Origin of the sequence: Streptomyces sp. ATCC 21386 (assembly GCF_018728545.1) — a bacterium.
Taxonomy (GTDB): Bacteria; Actinomycetota; Actinomycetes; order Streptomycetales; family Streptomycetaceae; genus Streptomyces.
The window spans coordinates 8010537-8028624 of sequence record NZ_JAAVVL010000001.1; the positions used below are offsets into that span (position 1 = coordinate 8010537).

Below are 18088 nucleotides of genomic sequence, written 5' to 3' on the forward strand. Positions count from 1 at the left end.
ACCGGAAGTACCCCGTCACCCTGTCCCGTACGGTCTGCCACCCTGCCGCACACACTGTCTGTCAGGATGGGACGCCGTAGCGTGCGCGGAACCGGCGGGGCGGGAGAGCGGATGAGCGAGCGTGCCGCGGGGGCGGACCCGCGTGTGGTCGAGCTGGCGTCACTGAGAGCCGGTGCGAAAGCCCACACCGCCGGGTCCGGTTACCTGCTGCACGACGGGCTGGTGATCACGGCCGCGCACACCGTGCCTCCGCCCGGAACCGGTGGGGTGCGGGTCCGCCCCGGTGGGACCGGCCCGTGGCTACCCGCCCGGGTCCTGCTGCGCCGCTACCGGGAGCCGGCCGCGCCCGAGGGTCAAGAACCCCGCGGAGCACAGGACTTCGCCGTACTGCGCGTCGAGGACGAGTCCGGGTTGCCCACCGAGCTGCCGCCGGTCCGCTGGGGGCGGTTGGCCGGCCGGCCGTGTTCGGCCCGGATCGAAGCCACGGGCTTTCCCGCGGGTCTCAAGGTCTACGAGGACCGGGGCGGCCCCCGACTGTCCACCGTGCTGCGGGACACGGCTCACATCAGCGGCACCATCGTCTCCTCGGACGGACACAGCTCACGGCATGTCGTCCATGTCGTCCATCCCGTCCCGTCACCGCCCGACGGGGCCGCCGGGACGAGCGGGAAGCGGAGAACGCGCTGGGACGGCATGTCCGGCTCCGCCGTCTTGTGCGAGGGGATGCTCGTCGGTGTCGTGGTGCGCGCCGACACGCTCGCCGGTGTGGAGATCGAGGAGACGGCAGCGCTGTGGGACGACCCCGAGGCCCGCGCCCTGCTGGGTCTCCGGGGGCTGCGCCCCCGACCGGCCGAACTCTCGCGGGTGCTGCACCGGCCCACCGCGCGCCCGGCCCTCTCCCCCATCTCGCTGCTCAGGCCGGAAGCGGCCGCCGTCCGCTTCCACGGCCGCGAGACCACCCTCCGCGATCTCGCCGACTGGCGGAACAGCGCTGCCGACGCCTCGGTGCGCCTGCTCACCGGTCCTGGCGGCCAGGGCAAGACGAGGGTGGGCCTGGAAGCGGTGCGCGAGGCGGAGAGGGCAGGCTGGACGGCCGGTTTCCTCGCCGACCGCGCTGATCCCCGGGCATTGTCCGGCCTGTCCGCGCTCGACACACCGTTGCTCCTCGTCGTGGACTACGCCGAGACCCGCCGCTCACAACTCGACGAACTGCTGGATGTGTTGGGACCGTCCGGCCCGGCGCACCAGCGCCATCCGGTCAGGCTCCTCTTCCTGGCCCGCAAGGCCGGCCCATGGTGGAGCCGTCTCCAGGCGCACGAGCACTTCCCTCGTGACGCCGGCGTGAGTCCGCTGCCTCCCCTGGAGCCGACCGCCGCACTGCGTGCTGTCGCCGTCAGCGACGCCATGGCCGGCCTCGGGGAAAGACTGGCCGCCCTGTATCCGGGGCAGTCGGCACGGAAGGCGATGCGGGCGGCGGTGCCGCCGTCCGTCGCCGAGGACCGCTACTCCGGTGCCCTCAACCTCCAGATGGCCGTCCTCGTCGCCCTGTTGCAGGCCGTCGACCCGGTGCGTGTCACGAGCGGCGAACGCGATGAGGCGGTTCTCCTCCGTCACGAGCAGAAGGTCTGGTGGCGCACGGCGGGCAGCCATGGCATCGGCGGCCTGTCCTTGTTCGAGTACCGGCGGATGGTCGCCGCGGCCACCCTGTGCCCGGCCGACGACGAACAGCAGGCGCTGGACATCCTCAGCCGACTCCGGCCGAAGGGTCCCACCCGGGAACCTGCGGCACCCCCGCCGGACTCGGCCGCTTGCGGACGGTGGCTGTCCGGTCTCTATCCGTCCGAGGACGACTACTGGGGCCCGCTCCAGCCCGACCGGCTGGGCGAGTACCTCCTCGGAGACGTCCTCGCGGAGGACCCGGAGTTGCTGGGACGCCTCCTGCCCACCACCACCGAACGCCAGACCTCGGCCGCGTTCCATCTGCTGTCCCGGGCCCAGCCCCACCAGCCGCACATCTCCGAACCTCTCCGCATCGTCGTCACCGCCCATCCCGATCCGCTCGCCCTGCGGGCCGTCGACGCCGTGGTGGCGGTGGAGAACCCGGCCGCGCTCCGACAGGCCCTGGCCGCAGTCCTGGAGAAGATCAGAGGCGCGGCGGGCCGGTACGCGTCACTCGCGGAGCGGTTGTACGAGGCCGTGCCCCTGCCCTCACTGGCGCTCGACGAGTGGGCGGCCGATCTCGCGGGCCTGCTGGCCCGGCAACCACCGAACGCGACGACAACAGACCCTCACGAGGCGTCGGCCGAACACGCCCGGCGGCTGCACCGGCACGCCGTCCGGCTGGTCGAGATCGGACAGCTCACGGCGGCCCGCACCGCTGCCGAGAAGTCCGTCGCCCTGTGGCACGTCCTCGCCGCACACGGCTGGCCAGGTGCCGAGAGCGGTCTCGGCCTGGCCCTCAACACCCTGGCGCTGGCGAGCGACCACGGCCGTTCCCGCCCGAAGGCGCTGTCGCTCTCCCAGGACGTACTGCGCCATTACCAGGAGCTGGCGGAACGGGATCCCGACACCTACACCGCCGATCTCGCGATGGCCTGGTACAACCACGCGAACCGGCTCGCCGACGCGGACCGGCTCGACGATGCCTTGCGAGGGGCTCTGACCGCCCGTGATCTCTACCGCGATCTCGCCCACGACGATCCGGAACACCTGCCCGATGTGGCCCTGGCCGAGTACGGCCTCACCCGGATCCACAGCGCGCTCGGGCAGTTCGGAGCCGCGACAGCCGACGCCCGCAGGGCAGCGGACCTCTACCGGGATCTCGCCGCCCGGTGGCCGGACCGGTACCGTCCGCGCGTGCCGGAGGTCGTCGGCTCCCTCGCCGAACTCCTCCGTACGGCGGGCCTGTTCACGGAGGCCCTGGAGGTGGCCGAGGAAAGCCTGACCGAGTTCCGGCGCCTCGCCGCACTCGACCCGAAACGCTTCGCGCAGGACCTCGCCGAGGGGCTCTCCGACGCCACGGCCGTCTTCGACGACCACGGGGACGAGGAACGGGCCCGAGCGGCGGCCGAGGAGGCCGTGGAACTACTGCGGCCCCTGGCCGAAGCCGACGCGAACGTGGCGCCGTCGTTCGCCAACGCCCTGATCGCGCTCTCCCACCATGTCCCGGAGCAGAGCATCGACCTACGACGTGAGGCGGTCGCGATCTACGAACGGGCGGAGGCGGCCGCACCGGGCGTCCACGGCTCCGCCCCGGCCGTCGTTCGTAGCGCACTCGGCGAGGCACTCACCGATGCCGGCCACTACCCCGAAGGTCTACGCGCCTTCGACGAATCGATCGCCGCCCTGCGCCCCTACGCGGACCGGCTGCCCGCCGCGCACGGCCCGGAGCTCGCCAATGCGCTCGATCTCCAGTCCTACGCCCTGTTCGACGCGGGGGACCCCGAGGGCGCCCTGCGCACGGCGACCGAGGCATTCGAAGTGTTCGCGGTCGCGGTCGCCGAGGAACCCGGGGCCTTCCTGGACGAGTTCGCCCGTGTCTCGGGGAACTTGGTGTTCCACCTGGCACGGCGGGACCGCTGGTCGGAGATCCTCACCCTAACCGGGCGGGCACTGGCCCTGTGCGGCCTGCCTGCCGCCGAAGGGCTCCCCCGGCGATTCGACGCCGTGCTGGAGCTCCTGAACCATCGAAGCCTGGCGCTCGGGGAACTCGGCCGTCACGAGGAGGCCGCGGACTGCGTACGGGACATGGTCGCCCTGCGCCGCCGGATCGTGGACGCCGATCCCGACGACGTCGGCCACCGCCTCGCCCTGGCCGGTGATCTGTCGCGCCTCTCCGACACGCTGGCCGAGGCGGGGCGACCGTGCGATGCCGTCGCCCCCGTACGCGAGGCCCTCGCCCTGAGACGGGGCGTGTCCGCGGACGTGGACGCGTACGCGGACAGTGAGGAGGACGCAGACGCGGACAGCGAGGAGGACGGCGACGAAGGGGCCGACGGAGACGACGAATCCGAAGACGGTGCGGCCGAAGGAGGTACGGCCGTAGAGGGCGAGGCCGAGATCGACGAGGAGGTGAGCGAGGGCGCACTGCTCGTCCAGCTGGCCGCGGCGCTGCAGCGGGCGGGCGACACAGGGGCACCGGCCGCCGCTGTGGAGGCTCTTCGTCACCACGAGGATCCAGCAGGTCTGCCCATGCAGGGGCGCGAGGACGGCTACTGCCAGGCACTGCACCTGTACGCCGCCGCACAGTCGGCCGCCGGGCACTTCGAAGCGGCGGTGGACGCCTGCCAGCACCTGGTCGTGCTGCGCGCCCAGGAAACGGCCGGTGCGGCGGCCTCCGGTCTGGAAGGCAGCCGTCTGGATCTGGACGAGGCCCTGACCTCGCTGGCCTGGGCACTGCTGGACGCCGGCTCGTGGCCCCGGGCGCTGAGCCTGTCCCGCGGCGTACTCAGGTCACTCACCGCGCCCGAGGCTCGACCTGCGGACACCACACCGCAACACCGCGTCGCACTCGGCGGCGCCCTGCACGTCCTGGCCCTGGCCCTCACCGCGGCGGGCCACCACCGCGAGGCCGTGCGCACTGCACGGCGGGCGCTCGCCGTCCGTCGCCGCCTGGCTGCCCGGTTCCCCGGAACACACATGCCCGAGCTGGCGGAGACGATGGGCGTTCTCGCGCTCACTCTCCACGCCGCCGGCCTCGCCACAGAGGCCACGACCGTGATCCGTCGGGCCGTCGCCCTTGGCACCCGCCTCGCGACCACCGCCCCAGCCGCCCACCGGGACGGCCTCCGCCAACTGCTCCGACATCAGGCACGCATCGAGTCACCACCCCCTCGAAACCGCTCGGCCGGAGCGGATTCCACGGGCACGTGTCCCAAGGCCGCCGGTGAGGGTCCGGAGAACGCCCTGGAGTGATCGAGTCGGTCAGCACCGAGATCTCGGCGTTCACCTCCCCCCAGCGCATGCTCGGCGTTCGTTTGAGGAGGAGGGTGCGGGATCGTTCCAGGCGCCATGGCACGACGGGCGTCTGTCGATGGCGGGTGTCATCCGATGGCGGGTGTCAACGAATCTCCAAGCCAAGCGGCGGCGCGCAGCAGGCCCGGGTCTCCGCTACGAAGATCGTGGCTTAGGCGACACGACTCCCCCCGCATCAGAGGAACGGACCTCCCTCGTCGTCGCCCGGATGACCCCCACCGTGCGCGCCAGATGCGGCTCGGCGCGGTCGGCGCGATGGGCGACCGCCAGCTCCACTCGCGCGGCGGACCCGGCCAGTGGCAGGTAGGCCACGCCGTCGAGGGCCAGCGCGGTGACCGGCTCCGGTACGACGGCGACGCCGAGGCCTCCGGCCACGAGTGTGACGAGGGTCGAGGTCTCGCCGACCTCGTGGCGGATGTGCGGCTCGATGCCGGCGTCGCGCAGCAGGCCCAGGACCACGTCGTACATCACCGACCTGCGGTCGGCCGAGTGCACGATCAGGTCGGCGCCGGCGAGGTCCGTGACCCGCAGCCGTTTCCGGCGGGCGAGCGGGTGGTCGACCGGCACGGCGACGACGAGCGGGTCGCGGCGCAGGGTGTGCACCGTGAGGGAGAGGTCGGCCGCGGGCGGGCGCAGCAGCGCCACGTCGATCGCGCCGGCGCGCAGTGCCTCGACCTGGTCGGGCGCGAGCATCTCGCCGCGGAAGGAGAAGTCCACGCCCGGGAGCTCCTCCGTGAGCCGGCGCGAGAGCGCGGGCAGGAGACTGTACGTCGCCGAGCCGACACACCCGATCGCGAGGTGGCCCACCGAGCCGGCCGCGACCAGCCGTGCGTGCTGGGCGGCCTCGTCGACCTGGGCGAGGATCGCGCGCGCCCGCTCCAGGTAGGCCAGACCCGCCTCGGTCAGGTCGACGCGCCGGGTGGTGCGGTACAGCAGTTCCACGCCGAGTTCCGTCTCCAGTTGACGGATCTGCTGGGACAGCGGCGGCTGCGCCATGTGCAGCCGCTCGGCGGCGCGGCCGAAATGGCGCTCCTCGGCCACCGCGACGAAGTACCGCAGGTGCCGTAGATCCATATCCTGTCCATATCAATCGGCTGCCATATGCGTACTTCAGAATATCGCGGCCGACATTTAACGTCGTTGCCATGAGCGCTTTCCTCTATGCCGCGACACGGACACCGTTCGGCCGCTTCAACGGCGCGCTGGCCGGCGTCCGCCCCGATGACCTCGCCGCCGCCGCGATCACCTCGACGCTCGCGGCGGTGCCGGGCCTCGACCCCACCGCCATCGACGACGTGGTGTGGGGCAACGCCAACGGCGCCGGGGAGGAGAACCGCAACGTCGGCCGTATGGCGGCGCTGCTCGCCGGCCTCCCGGTGAGCGTGCCCGGCACCACGGTGAACCGCCTGTGCGGCTCCAGCCTCGACGCGGCGATGACGGCCAGCCGGACCATCGAGTCCGGCGACGCGGAGGTGGTGCTGACCGGCGGCGTCGAGTCGATGACACGGGCGCCGTGGGTGCTGCCCAAGCCGGCGAAGCCGTTCCCGGCCGGCGACGTCACCGCGGTCTCCACGACCCTGGGCTGGCGGCTGGTCAACCCGAGGATGCCGAAGGAGTGGACGGTCAGCCTCGGCGAGGCCAACGAGCAGTTGCAGGAGCGCTTCGGCATCTCCCGGGAGCGGCAGGACGAGTTCGCCGCCCGCTCCCACCGACTCGCCCACGCCGCCTGGGAGTCGGGCTTCTACGACGACCTGGTGGCGCCGGTCGAAGGAGTCGACCTGACCCGCGACGAGGGCATCCGGCCCGGATCCACACCGGAGGTGCTGGCCGGCCTCAAGCCGGTCTTCCGTACCCCGGAGCAGGGCGGCACCATCACCGCGGGCAACGCCAGCCCGCTCAACGACGGTGCCTCCGCAGTGCTGTTGGGCAGTGAGGCGGCCGCCGCCACGATCGGGGCCGACCCGATCGCCCGTATCGCCGGCCGCGGCGTGATGGCCCTGGAGCCGCAGGCTTTCGGCTACGCCCCCGTGGAGGCGGCGAACCGGGCGCTGGCCCGGGCCGGGATCGGCTGGGACCAGGTGGGCGCGGTCGAGCTCAACGAGGCCTTCGCAGTGCAGTCGCTCGCCTGCGTCGACGCGTGGAAGATCGACCCCAACCTCGTCAATCAGAAGGGCGGCGCCATCGCGATCGGTCACCCGCTCGGCGCCTCGGGCGGACGCGTCCTCGCCACGCTGGCCAAGGTGCTGCGCGAGACGAGGCAGCGGTACGGCGTCGCCGCGATCTGCATCGGCGTCGGCCAGGGGCTGGCCGTCGTACTGGAGAACTGCGACACCACGGAGGCGTCCCGATGAGCCGGGCGGAGATCGTCGAGAGCGCCGATGCCGCGGTCGCCGGGATCGAGGACGGCTCCACCGTCCTGGTCGGCGGGTTCGGCCTGGCCGGAATGCCGTTCGACCTGATCGACGCGCTCATCCGGCAGGGCGCCAAGGACCTCACCATCGTGTCGAACAACGCCGGCAACGGCGACGTCGGGCTGGCGGCGCTGCTGGCCGCCGGCCGCGTGCGCAAGGTGCTGTGCTCCTTTCCGCGCCAGGCCGACTCCTGGGTCTTCGACGACCTCTACCGCGCGGGCAAGATCGAACTGGAGGTCGTGCCGCAGGGCAACCTCGCCGAGCGGATGCGCGCGGCAGGTGCCGGCATCGGCGCCTTCTACTGCCCGACGGCGGTCGGCACACCGCTGGCCGAGGGCAAGGAGGTCCGGGAGATCGACGGCCGCACGTACCTGCTGGAGTACCCGATCAAGGGTGACTACGCGTTGATCGGCGCCCATGTCGCGGACACGCTGGGCAACCTGGTCTACCGCAAGACGGCACGCAACTTCGGACCGGTCATGGCCACGGCCGCGACGACGACCATCGTCCAGGTCGACCAGGTCGTCGAGGCCGGCAAGCTGGACCCCGAGGCCGTTGTCACCCCGTCCATCTACGTCGACCGGATCGTCCAGGTGACGGCCCGTCACTACACCGTGCAGGGGGCACGATGACCACGACCTCAAGCGCCCAGCCGTCCGCCGACCACCGGCTCTCCATGGACGAGCTGGCCGCCGTCATCGCCCGCGACATCCCGGCCGGCTCCTTCGTCAACCTCGGTATCGGGCAGCCCACCAAGATCGCCGACCATCTGCCGGCCGACTCCGGAGTGGTGCTGCACACCGAGAACGGCATGCTCAACATGGGCCCGAAGGCGGAGGCCGACGCGATCGACCCCGACCTCACCAACGCCGGCAAGGTCCCGGTGACCGAACTGCCGGGGGCGGCGTACTTCCACCACGCCGACTCCTTCGCGATGATGCGCGGCGGCCATCTCGACGTCTGTGTCCTCGGCGCCTACCAGGTCGCCTTCGACGGCGACCTCGCCAACTGGCACACCGGCAGACCTGACGACATCCCCGCGGTGGGCGGCGCCATGGACCTCGCCATCGGTGCCAAGGACGTCTACGTGATGATGACCCTCTTCACCCGCTCCGGCGAACCCAAGCTCGTGCCGCGGTGCACCTACCCGCTCACCGGGGTCGGCTGTGTCAGCCGCGTGTACACGGACCACGGCGTCTTCGACGTCGGCCCACAGGGGGTACGGATCCGGGAGACGTACGGCATCGACGCCGTCGAACTCGCCCAGCTCCTCGGCACAGGCGTCGGCATCACGCCGTAGGAGGATGTGCGGCGACCCCGACCATGTCGTCGCGCCTGGATGGCCGACTGCTCGGCCATCCAGGCGGCGACGGAGGGATGGCTGCAACGGGACGCCGTCGTCCACGAGTTGCAGGTCGGCGGCTCCGCCGACTACCAGGTGGGGTTCACGTCCGATCCGAAGCCGCCTCCAGCCGGACGCTCCTCGAAGTGCAGATGAGGGCCGGTGGCATTTCCGGTGGAGCCGACCTCTCCGATCTTGTCGCCGGCTTTCACGGAACCCCTGGTCACCGTCCGTTCGGAGAGGTGGCAGTACCAGAAGTCGAATCCTCCGACGCGTAGCACGAGGAAGAGACCGAAACTGCCGTCGTTCCCGCTGCGGACAATGGAACCGCTGCGCACCGCGACGCATGGTGCGCCCTTTGGAGCGGCGTAGTCCGCGCCGGTGTGGTAGCCAAGGCTCCAATGGGGCCCTTTCTTCCGGTAGGCGGTGGTGACGCCCTTTCCCGGCACGGGGGATGCGACGCGGCCACCGGAAGCTGCGGGCGTTGGAGCCGCTGGAGCCTTCGGGACGCGGAACCGGTCCCAGGAGGTCTTTCCTGGAATGCCGTTGGCATCGGCACCTGCGAATTTGAGCTTGCGCTGCCAGGCAGCGTACGACTGTTGATCGACCTCGGTCCACACGGGACCAGGGCCCTCCCGGTATTTCCCGCACCCTTCCGCTACCAGGCGTTTACCCATCGCGCTGATCACGGGACTGCGTTGTCCCTTGTGGAAGAATGCCGTTCCTGGGAAGGGCGCCAACGCAGACATGGCGCTCCCTCCTTTCAGAGAGAGACCGGCTCGGTGCCATGGGTCGCGTCGCATGCCTGCTCGGCAGGCGCGCGGGTCGCGGCTTCGCCGACGGGCAGTCCCGAACCAAAGTCAACTCGGGGTTTTTCGTTGCGGCTGCTATCAGCGCCGTCTGAGGCGTCCTCGATTTCGAAATCGATGGAGGCCGTCAAGGAGTGATCCTGCCGGGAAGATGCACGGGCTCTGGGGTGTGCGCTGCTTTCCGACACACTCGCTCTGTCTCCATCATGGGCCCCCTAGGAAGCGTGCGCAATCTGGTGAAGTGCAGCTCCTGTCGTCATCGTCGTCGCCGAACGCGAGGCCCGGGGGCAGCAATTGCGGGGGGTTTCTCGTGCAGTGCTTCGAGTTCGTCGTAGACGCGGTACCGGTCGGCAGTCTCGAAGAGCTCGGCAGTGCCCACGTGCGCCTCCACACTGACGACGCCGAGGATCGTCCGACCTCCCGGCTCGGTTCCGCCATCTCAGCCCTGCTGCTCGGCGAGTCCGACGATGATGCCTTCCGGGCCGCGGACGTAGCAGAGCAGATAGCTGTCCTCGAACCGGGCGATCTCACCCACGAGTTCGGCGCCGTGAGGGCGCAGGCGGGCAACCGTGTCCTCGATGTCGTCGACGGCGAACATGACGCGGTGCGTGCCCAGAACGTTGTGCGGCCGGTCGCGCGGCTCGGCGCCGATGGCTTCCGGGCTGCGGTACTTCGCCAGCTCAAGTCGACCGTGGCCGTCCGGGGTCCGGACCATCGCGATGTCACAGCGAACGCCGTCGAGTCCGGTGCACTGGTCTGCCACCGGGCCCTCGACCTGCGCCCTGCCTTCCAGCTCCATACCGAGTTCCAGGAAGAACGCGATGGCGGCATCCAAGTCCTCGACGACGATGCCGACGTTGTCCATCCGCTGAATGGCCATGCTGGTTGCTCCGTCTTCCACGTGCGGCCGGCGGTGGCTGGTGATGTGTACCCGGGACGGCGCCGTTTGCGCCCCCTCGACATCTTCAGACCGGCCGACGCCGAAAGCGTCCACTGACACGCGCCCTTCAGCACCTGCACGCTGATGGAGAACTAGTGGTGCGGTTCGCCGATCCACTCGCTGCCGTCAGAGGGGCGAGCGGAGCCGTTGATCGATGACCGCGCCGGTTGCCGGATTCGCTGCTGTCGTCCGGTTGCCGGGGTTCGCAATGGCTGAACGTCGGGTCGCCCGAGCCGCGCAACTGCAGTCTGCCGCAATCCGCCCCATGGCACAGGAACTGCCGCTTCGGCGCCTCGACCCGGGTCCGGAGGCGGAGCGGGCTCCCCGGTGGCGGTGTTTTCGGCTCCGAGGGCGCGGACCAGCTGCCCGCGCCCTCGGATCACCGCCTACGGCACCGCTCCGGGCTGTTTCAGACCTGGACGAGAACGGTGCACCAGACCTCGTTGTTGTCACCGATGCCGCAGTCGGCGATCTCCCCGCTGCGGATCTTCGTCCAGACACCCTTCTTTCGCCAGTGCCACGTCCCGACACGGGAGAACCGCTCGTGGTAGCCGTGGGAGGCGAAGGTGAAGGCATCGACGTCCCGGCCGGTGCCGTTGCCGCCTATCGTCCCCCTGTTGAACGTCTGGTGCTCGCACTCGGTCTGGTCCCACTTGCTCGTGGTGCCCCCGTCGATGTTCCACACGTCGCACAGGTGCGGGCCGCTCCCCAGCCTCATCGTGTAGTGCATCGGCTTGCCGGTCCTGTTCTTCACCGCACCACAGAGGTACTTGCCGGGACCTCCGCACGCGTCGGCGGAGGCGGTCGTAGCCCCCGCGACGACCATGCCGGCCGCCATGAGGACGGCGGTGCCGAAGGCCAAAGCGGTCCGGTTCGTTCGGGACTTCATCATGCGTATGCAGTTCCATTCCTGTGTACGTGCCGACGCGGTCCGCCCCCGGCGTGACCGTCGGCAGGGAGCGGGAGCGGCACCGCGCCGCTCCCCGACTGCCCTACGCGGGTCAGCATCGGGGTCCACTCCGAAGGACGGCAAGCGCACCGGCGTCTCCTGGGACGCTGAGATGCGCCACCCACTGCGACCTGGGCGTTTCTCCGCCCAATGGGACGCTGCCGGCATGCGGGCGAGCGGGCAGGCGGACTTTCCTCGGGCCGGGCCCGCCGCCGCGGCAGCCTCCGCGGCCACCGTCAGACCACAACGAGGCGGACGCGTGACGTCACGGACGCCCTTTCGAAAGTGACGGTCACACGCCCCGCACGGGTGAGCGGTGTCTCACCGACACGACGTTGCTATGCAACGAGGTGCATAGCAGGATCATGGACATGGCGCTCGAGCACGCGATTCTCGTCTCCCTGCTGGAGAAGCCGGGCTCCGGCTATGAGCTGGCCCGGCGGTTCGAGCGGTCCATCGGGTACTTCTGGACCGCCACCCACCAGCAGATCTACCGCGTACTGAAGCGGATGGAGAGCGACGGCTGGGTCGACGTCCGGGAGGTCCCGCAGTACGGGCGTCCGGACAAGAAGGAGTACTCCGTCGCGGAGCCCGGCCGGGACGCGCTCTCCGGGTGGCTCCACGAACCGACCGAGCCCGACAGCGTCCGCCACGACCTCGCGGTGAAGATCCGCGGCGCCGCCTTCGACGATCCGGCCGCCCTGATCAGCGAGGTCGAGCGGCACCGGCAGGCACACACGGACCGCCTGGACCACTACCTCGCGGGCGCGGCCCGCGACTTCGCAGACCCCCCGGAGGACGGCCCGCTCGACGCCGAACGGGAACTCCAGCACGTCGTGCTGCGCGGCGGCATCGCGTACGAGCGCATGATGATCGCCTGGCTCGACGACGTACTCGCCACACTCGCCGGCTTCGCCTCCGGTCACTGACCGGCCGGCCCGAGCGAACCGGCCGCCAGGACGCAGCCCAATGACTCGACCCAGGACACGACCCGAGCTCATGGCCCCGGACATGACCGGGGCCATGAGCCGGAAATCGTGTCCGAATCCACCCTCACCTCTCAGCCGAAAGGCGGCATCCATGGCCGACGCGCTGCTCTTCAACCCGCGGACCTACGACCCCGCGCACTTCGACCCGGAGACCCGCAGGCTGCTGCGCGCCACCGTCGACTGGTTCGAGGAACGGGGCAAGCGCCGACTGATCGAGGACTACCGGACCCGTGCCTGGCTCGGCGACTTCCTCGCCTTCGCCGCCAAGGAAGGGCTCTTCGCGACGTTCCTCACGCCCGCCTCCGCCGCCGCGGCGGGCGAGGACGACAAGCGCTGGGACACCGCCCGCATCGCCGCCCTCAACGAGATACTCGGCTTCTACGGCCTCGACTACTGGTACGCCTGGCAGGTCACCATCCTCGGGCTCGGCCCGGTCTGGCAGAGCGACAACCCCGCCGCCCGTGCCCGCGCCGCCGAACTGCTCTCCCAGGGCGAGGTGTTCGCGTTCGGCCTGTCCGAGAAGGCGCACGGCGCCGACATCTACTCCACCGACATGCTCCTGGAGTCCGACGGCTCGGGCGGTTTCCGGGCCACCGGCTCCAAGTACTACATCGGCAACGGCAACGCCGCCGGGCTCGTCTCGGTCTTCGGCCGCCGTACCGACATCGAGGGCGCCGACGGTTACGTCTTCTTCGCCGCCGACAGCCGTCACCCGGCGTACCACCTGGTCAAGAACGTCGTCGACTCGTCGAAGTTCGTCAGCGAGTTCCGCCTGGAGGACTACCCCGTAGCCCCGGACGACGTCCTGCACACCGGCCGCGCCGCCTTCGACGCCGCCCTCAACACCGTCAACGTGGGCAAGTTCAACCTCTGCACCGCCTCGATCGGCATCTGCGAGCACGCGATGTACGAGGCCGTCACCCACGCGCAGAACCGCATCCTGTACGGCCGCCCCGTCACCGCCTTCCCGCACGTGCGGCGGAAGTTGACCGACGCGTACGTCCGGCTCGTCGGGATGAAGCTGTTCAGCGACCGCGCCGTCGACTACTTCCGCACCGCCGGCCCCGACGACCGCCGCTACCTCCTCTTCAACCCGATGACGAAGATGAAGGTGACCACCGAGGGCGAGAAGGTCATCGACCTGATGTGGGACGTCATCGCCGCCAAGGGTTTCGAGAAGGACAACTACTTCGCCCAGGCCGCCGTCGAGATCCGCGGCCTGCCGAAGCTGGAGGGCACCGTCCACGTCAATCTGGCGCTGATCCTCAAGTTCATGCGCAACCACCTCCTCGACCCGGTGGCGTACGAGCCCGTCCCGACCCGCCTCGACTCGGCCGACGACGTCTTCCTCTTCCGGCAGGGTCCGGCCCGTGGTCTCGGCTCGGTGCGCTTCCACGACTGGCGGCCGGCCTTCGACACCTACGCCCACCTGCCCAACGTCGCCCGATTCCGCGAACAGGCCGACGCGCTCTGCGAGTTCGTCCTCACGGCCGCGCCCGACGAGAAGCAGAGCCGCGATCTCGACCTGCTCCTCGCCGTCGGACACCTCTTCGCGCTCGTCGTGCACGGGCAGCTGGTCCTGGAGCAGGCGGCCCTGTCGGATCTCGACACGGACGTACTCGACGAGCTGTTCGCCGTCCTCGTGCGGGACTTCTCCGCCCACGCCGTCGAACTGCACGGCAAGGACTCCGCGACCGAGGAGCAGCAGCGCTGGGCGCTCGGCGCGGTCCGACGACCGGTCGTCGACGGGGCGCGTTCGGACCGGGTCTGGCAGCGCGTGGAGGCTCTGTCGGCGGCTTACGAGATGATGCCGTGACGCCTTGACGGACATGCCGGCGGAGGACGGGGTGGCCGCACCCCTCCTCCGCGACGCGTGCGCGTGACCGAACTGACGTGGCGCCGCGCGAGCTGGTCCCCGAACGCGGCGCGGGCCCTGCGTCGACCGCCGGATCAACCCGCTTTCGGGCAATGTAGGTCGTCAAGCATGATGACGGGATGAACCACAGCGACCAGCGCTTCCACGTCATCGTGCTGTCGAACTTCGCGAAGGGCTTCGACAAGTACGCGTTCGCCTACGGCAAGGCGGGGATCCCGGAAAGTACCTATCCCGACCGGTTTCATCTGCTGACGCGTACGGAGTTGGGAATCGGCATAAGCAAGGCGCGACGCCTGCTGGACCGTCTGGCCATCCCCGGTGACCGGCTGCTGGTGCTGGAAACCATGGTGGACCCCGACGAGCTGGTGCCCAACGCCTCGACCGGCCTCGGCATGGAACTGCACGAGGCTCGTATCCGGCTGTCGGCGGTCCACGAACTCGACGAGGCCGGCGACGCAGGCGCGGCAAGCGACGAGTTCGCCCTGCGCCCGACCACCGTCGAGGATGCGATGGCCGCCTCCCTGCACCTACAGGGAGCGGCGCTGCATCGCTATGTCGACACGCGACCTCGCTCGGTGTCGATTCTGCCGGTCGCCTCCGCATGCCAGGCACGGTGTTCGTTCTGCTTCTCCTCCGCCTCGATCTCCAGCGACCAGGCGCCGGCGCGGGTCCCGTGGGACGCGGTCGCCCTCTGGCTGGAGCGCGCCCGTGCGGCAGGTGCCGAGCGCGCGGTGATCACCGGTGGCGGGGAGCCCACGCTCATACCGTTCGAACAGCAGGTGCGGCTGGTGTCCGCCTGTTCGGCGGCCTTCCCGAAGGTCGTCCTGATCACCAACGCTCACACCCTCGCGAAAGCCGAGGACGCCGACCGGGCCGGCCGCCTCGCAGCCCTGAGCAGCGCGGGGCTGAGCGTGCTCGCCGTCTCCCGGCACCATCACGACGACACCGCCAACGAGCGGCTCATGATGCTGCGCACGCCGGTGAGCTCCGTCATCGACGCCTGGCGCGTGGAACGGGGCCGCTGGCCGGGGCTGCGAATGAGACTGATCTGTGTGCTCCAGCACGGCGGCGTCGCCGACGAGGCCGGGGTCGCCGACTACCTTTCGTGGGCCGCGGCTCTCGGTGTGGAGGAAGTCTGCTTCAAGGAACTCTACGTATCCACCAGCACCGAGTCGCTGTACTTCGACCGTACGGCCAACGTCTGGAGCCGAGACCACCAGGTTTCGCTGTCCGTCGTCACCGGGTTCGCCGAGCGGCACGGCTTCGAACTGGCGAGCCGCCTGCCCTGGGGCGCGCCGGTCTACCAGGGCAGCTGGGACGGACGGCCGATTCGGATCGCCGCCTACACCGAGCCCAGCCTGCTCTGGGAACGCACCCACGGCATCGCACGAAGCTGGAACGTCATGGCAGACGGACGCTGCTACGCCTCCCTGGAGGACCGTGCGAGCGAGATCGTGCGGGAAGGTGCGGCGGCGTGAGGTTCGATGCATTCCAGGAGTTCCGGCAGCGGCAGCTCGGTGCCTCTTCGGCGCTGCTGGACGCCGCCGAGACCAACGTGTACCGGGCGCTCGCTCCCTTGCGGCCGGAGGCGCCGACCGACGAGCGCACGGTGCACCGGTGTGATCTCGCCCGTGCCTGGCTGCGGCGCTTCGAACTGCCGGAAGAGTGGTCCGGCCACGCCATGGTCTGCCGAGGGGTCCGGCACGGCCTCGGTGTGGTGTTCCCCTGGCTGCGCGCCGTGCGAGCGCGGTTGTGGCTGCCCGGCGACGTGTACCCGGTCTACTTCGAGCTGGCTCGCGCCGCCGGCCTCGCCCCCCTGTCCTACCCGACGCTGCCGACGCCGATCCTGCCGACGTCGCCGCCGCCGGACCACCACCCCGAGTACCTGCTGATCGCCAACCCCAGTAAGCCGCTGGGCCGTTACCTGTCCGATGCGGAGTGCGCGGCGGTGACCTCGTGGTTGCAGGAATCACCGAACCGCCGCTTGCTGATCGACGGCGTCTACGATCTGGGAGTCCCGTTCGCCGCCGGCACACGACGGCTGCTGGACACCGGTCGTGCGGTCCTGCTGCATTCGGTGACCAAGGGATGGCTGTGGCCGCGCACGTTCGGCGTGGTCCTGCTGGGCAGGGGGCGGACCGAACTGGCGGAGGCGTTTCGGGCGGATCCGCCGACGCCGGCGCAGCTGAGGCTCGCCGACCGTCTGCTGACCGAACACGGCGACGTGCCCCGGCAGGTCGCCGACGAACTGACCGCACGGGCGGAGCAGTTGTTCGAACGGCTGCCGGACGTGGTGCTCGGTGCGATTCCCGAGACGAGCCGGGCCTGTCCCGGCAACTACTTCTTCCCCGTCGAGATCCCCGCGGAGACGCTCCGGCGCGAGTACGGCGTGCTCGCCGTGCCGGTCAGCGTGTTCGGGGAGAGCGACTGGTCCGGCTCGATCCTGACCAGCCTCGCCGACGCCTTCGCTGCCAGGCGAGGCCGGGCCAACTCCCCCTCCAGCTGACGAGGTTGACCTCGGCACGCCATCACGCGTGACCGCGTGCCCAGCCCTGGCCGGTGAACGTACGTAGGGGATTACGTAGTTCTACTGGCGCCTCCGGAATGCAGCGTTGGGAGACTCGACCGTGGTCGGCGGTCCAACCGGTAGCGAACGCTGTCCAGTCAATGAGCCCAGCTGAACAGGGGAGAGTCCTGCGTTGGTTTCCAAGCTTCGGGTACTTGTAGGCATGCTCGTGCTCCTGGTGCTGGCCGTCGGCGCCATCGCCCTGCTCGCGGCCGCGAAGGCCGACGCCACCTGGTTCACGATCGTTCCGCTCGGCATCCTCTTCATCGGCGCGTCCGTCGTCCAGTCGCTCGGTTGGTTCAACAAGAAGGGCCAGTGACTGGCCTGCTGCCACGGCGACTCGCTGTACGGCAGGGCTCGTCCTTCGGGACAAGAGCTGAGACGCAGCGCCAAGCGTCGCGCGTGTGGGGTTCCCACCACCGTCGGAACCCCACACCGCGAGCCGTACATCAGGGGACTCCCGCGGTCATGCGAGTTGCCGCGACTCCCCATGGGACACCACTCGGGGCTCCCTCCCTACCACCTCGGACGCCACGGTTGACTCGGGCGCCTCGGACGACTCGGACGCCTCGGACACGAGCGGTTCCGCCGCCCGGCCCTCCGCCGCCCGGCCCTCCGCCTCCCGCTCTCTGGCTGCCAGCGCCCTCGCCAACATCTTCGCCCGGTAGGGGTTCGACGTATCGAGGGCCTTAGCCACCTCCACGGCCTCGTCCAACAGGGCCAGACGTCGCTCAGGCAACTCCCGCAGCAGCGGCGACGCGCTTGCCTCCACGAGGACGTACGCCAGCTTCGACCCGTACGTCTCCGGCTCGACCTGCGTCAGCAGGCGGTAGATCCACAGCCCCTGTGCCCCACGCACCACCCGCCGGTTGGCGCTCAGCAGCTTGACCCTCGCCAGCACGACCATGTCCTGATCCATCGATCCCCCTCCATCACGCCACCCCCCTGCCCATGCACGTCCCGCGGTGGGACAGCACGCCGACCGCGCCGACAACCGAGCATGGTTGCCGACACGTTGGCCGGTGAGTGGATGACGACGAGTCTGACGCGCGGCACCGACTGCGACAAGAACAAACGGACGTGCGCTGTGTCCTACCGAAAACCACCTCCGTACAGGCATGATGGACCTGACACTCACTCAAGATCCGTCTCGACGTAGCCGTATGCGTTGCGTGAAGGGCTACCACCACAGCCCCCGGACCTCAGCGCCTGCTCTGTCGCCTCGTACATGC

General features: G+C 70.2%; 15 protein-coding genes. 9 read left to right on the forward strand and 6 right to left on the reverse strand.

The genetic code is table 11. From position 1 onward, the window contains the following. Window positions 1-111: 111 nt before the first annotated feature. Entirely contained in the window at window positions 112-4914 is a 4803-nt protein-coding gene (locus tag GWK25_RS34330; RefSeq protein WP_215455431.1) for a serine protease, read from the forward strand. Between the two features lie 195 nt (window positions 4915-5109). Here the strand turns inward: GWK25_RS34330 and GWK25_RS34335 are convergent, their stop codons facing one another. Continuing rightward, a complete protein-coding gene (locus tag GWK25_RS34335; RefSeq protein ID WP_251829164.1) occupies window positions 5110-6048 on the reverse strand; it encodes a LysR substrate-binding domain-containing protein in 939 nt (312 codons plus the stop codon). 71 nt (window positions 6049-6119) lie between these two features. Here GWK25_RS34335 and GWK25_RS34340 point away from each other — a divergent pair, with 71 nt between their 5' ends. Genes GWK25_RS34340 through GWK25_RS34350 form a run of 3 tightly spaced genes read left to right on the forward strand, consistent with a single transcriptional unit; the run spans window position 6120 to window position 8685 of the window. Next, window positions 6120-7325, forward strand: coding sequence for a thiolase family protein (locus tag GWK25_RS34340; protein WP_215455432.1), 1206 nt, complete (start codon window positions 6120-6122; stop codon window positions 7323-7325). Further along, window positions 7322-8017: a 3-oxoacid CoA-transferase subunit A gene (locus tag GWK25_RS34345; RefSeq protein WP_215455433.1), complete on the forward strand. Its 696-nt coding sequence runs from the start codon at window positions 7322-7324 to the stop codon at window positions 8015-8017. Before GWK25_RS34340 ends, GWK25_RS34345 begins: the two co-directional genes overlap by 4 nt. Continuing rightward, entirely contained in the window at window positions 8014-8685 is a 672-nt protein-coding gene (locus GWK25_RS34350; protein ID WP_215455434.1) for a 3-oxoacid CoA-transferase subunit B, read from the forward strand. The genes GWK25_RS34345 and GWK25_RS34350 overlap by 4 nt, the downstream gene beginning before the upstream one ends. Before the next feature lie 131 nt (window positions 8686-8816). On the opposite strand, the gene GWK25_RS44900 is transcribed toward GWK25_RS34350, so the two are convergent. The 4 genes from GWK25_RS44900 to GWK25_RS34370 all read right to left on the reverse strand — a co-directional run bounded on the left by GWK25_RS44900 (window position 8817) and on the right by GWK25_RS34370 (window position 11368). Next, a complete protein-coding gene (locus GWK25_RS44900; RefSeq protein ID WP_374200659.1) occupies window positions 8817-9476 on the reverse strand; it encodes a peptidoglycan-binding protein in 660 nt (219 codons plus the stop codon). A gap of 14 nt (window positions 9477-9490) precedes the next feature. Continuing rightward, on the reverse strand, window positions 9491-9667 hold the full coding sequence (locus GWK25_RS34360; RefSeq protein WP_215455436.1) for a hypothetical protein: 177 nt from the start codon (window positions 9665-9667) through the stop codon (window positions 9491-9493). 308 nt (window positions 9668-9975) lie between these two features. After that, window positions 9976-10416, reverse strand: coding sequence for a VOC family protein (locus GWK25_RS34365; protein ID WP_215457802.1), 441 nt, complete (start codon window positions 10414-10416; stop codon window positions 9976-9978). Between the two features lie 469 nt (window positions 10417-10885). Then, entirely contained in the window at window positions 10886-11368 is a 483-nt protein-coding gene (locus tag GWK25_RS34370; RefSeq protein ID WP_215455437.1) for a hypothetical protein, read from the reverse strand. Window positions 11369-11796: 428 nt separating this feature from the next. Here GWK25_RS34370 and GWK25_RS34375 point away from each other — a divergent pair, with 428 nt between their 5' ends. From GWK25_RS34375 to GWK25_RS34395, 5 genes are all read left to right on the forward strand, one after another. Then, the gene (locus GWK25_RS34375; RefSeq protein WP_215455438.1) at window positions 11797-12354 is read left to right on the forward strand and encodes a PadR family transcriptional regulator; all 558 of its coding nucleotides are present in this window, start codon (window positions 11797-11799) and stop codon (window positions 12352-12354) included. A 151-nt stretch (window positions 12355-12505) separates the two neighbouring features. After that, window positions 12506-14230 (forward strand): acyl-CoA dehydrogenase family protein, encoded by a 1725-nt coding sequence (locus tag GWK25_RS34380; RefSeq protein WP_215455439.1) that lies wholly within the window; start codon window positions 12506-12508, stop codon window positions 14228-14230. A 179-nt stretch (window positions 14231-14409) separates the two neighbouring features. After that, complete coding sequence (locus GWK25_RS34385; protein WP_215455440.1) at window positions 14410-15768, forward strand: radical SAM protein; 1359 nt, start codon at window positions 14410-14412, stop codon at window positions 15766-15768. Further along, window positions 15765-16796 carry an aspartate aminotransferase gene (locus GWK25_RS34390; RefSeq protein WP_215455441.1) on the forward strand — a complete coding sequence of 344 codons (1032 nt, stop codon included), beginning with the start codon at window positions 15765-15767 and terminating at the stop codon, window positions 16794-16796. The genes GWK25_RS34385 and GWK25_RS34390 overlap by 4 nt, the downstream gene beginning before the upstream one ends. A 223-nt stretch (window positions 16797-17019) precedes the next feature. Continuing rightward, window positions 17020-17175 carry a hypothetical protein gene (locus GWK25_RS34395; RefSeq protein WP_251829165.1) on the forward strand — a complete coding sequence of 52 codons (156 nt, stop codon included), beginning with the start codon at window positions 17020-17022 and terminating at the stop codon, window positions 17173-17175. 147 nt (window positions 17176-17322) lie between these two features. Here the strand turns inward: GWK25_RS34395 and GWK25_RS34400 are convergent, their stop codons facing one another. Then, on the reverse strand, window positions 17323-17775 hold the full coding sequence (locus GWK25_RS34400; RefSeq protein ID WP_251829166.1) for a hypothetical protein: 453 nt from the start codon (window positions 17773-17775) through the stop codon (window positions 17323-17325). Between the last annotated feature and the right edge of the window lie 313 nt (window positions 17776-18088).

Excerpts from the sequence above, each read along its gene's own strand:
- GWK25_RS34330 (WP_215455431.1), top strand. The coding sequence starts at position 112 with ATGAGCGAGCGTGCCGCGGGGGCGGACCCGCGTGTGGTCGAGCTGGCG.
- GWK25_RS34335 (WP_251829164.1), bottom strand. The coding sequence starts at position 6,048 with ATGGATCTACGGCACCTGCGGTACTTCGTCGCGGTGGCCGAGGAGCGC.
- GWK25_RS34340 (WP_215455432.1), top strand. The coding sequence starts at position 6,120 with ATGAGCGCTTTCCTCTATGCCGCGACACGGACACCGTTCGGCCGCTTC.
- GWK25_RS34345 (WP_215455433.1), top strand. The coding sequence starts at position 7,322 with ATGAGCCGGGCGGAGATCGTCGAGAGCGCCGATGCCGCGGTCGCCGGG.
- GWK25_RS34350 (WP_215455434.1), top strand. The coding sequence starts at position 8,014 with ATGACCACGACCTCAAGCGCCCAGCCGTCCGCCGACCACCGGCTCTCC.
- GWK25_RS44900 (WP_374200659.1), bottom strand. The coding sequence starts at position 9,476 with ATGTCTGCGTTGGCGCCCTTCCCAGGAACGGCATTCTTCCACAAGGGA.
- GWK25_RS34365 (WP_215457802.1), bottom strand. The coding sequence starts at position 10,416 with ATGGCCATTCAGCGGATGGACAACGTCGGCATCGTCGTCGAGGACTTG.
- GWK25_RS34370 (WP_215455437.1), bottom strand. The coding sequence starts at position 11,368 with ATGATGAAGTCCCGAACGAACCGGACCGCTTTGGCCTTCGGCACCGCC.
- GWK25_RS34375 (WP_215455438.1), top strand. The coding sequence starts at position 11,797 with ATGGCGCTCGAGCACGCGATTCTCGTCTCCCTGCTGGAGAAGCCGGGC.
- GWK25_RS34380 (WP_215455439.1), top strand. The coding sequence starts at position 12,506 with ATGGCCGACGCGCTGCTCTTCAACCCGCGGACCTACGACCCCGCGCAC.
- GWK25_RS34385 (WP_215455440.1), top strand. The coding sequence starts at position 14,410 with ATGAACCACAGCGACCAGCGCTTCCACGTCATCGTGCTGTCGAACTTC.
- GWK25_RS34395 (WP_251829165.1), top strand. The coding sequence starts at position 17,020 with ATGCTCGTGCTCCTGGTGCTGGCCGTCGGCGCCATCGCCCTGCTCGCG.
- GWK25_RS34400 (WP_251829166.1), bottom strand. The coding sequence starts at position 17,775 with ATGGATCAGGACATGGTCGTGCTGGCGAGGGTCAAGCTGCTGAGCGCC.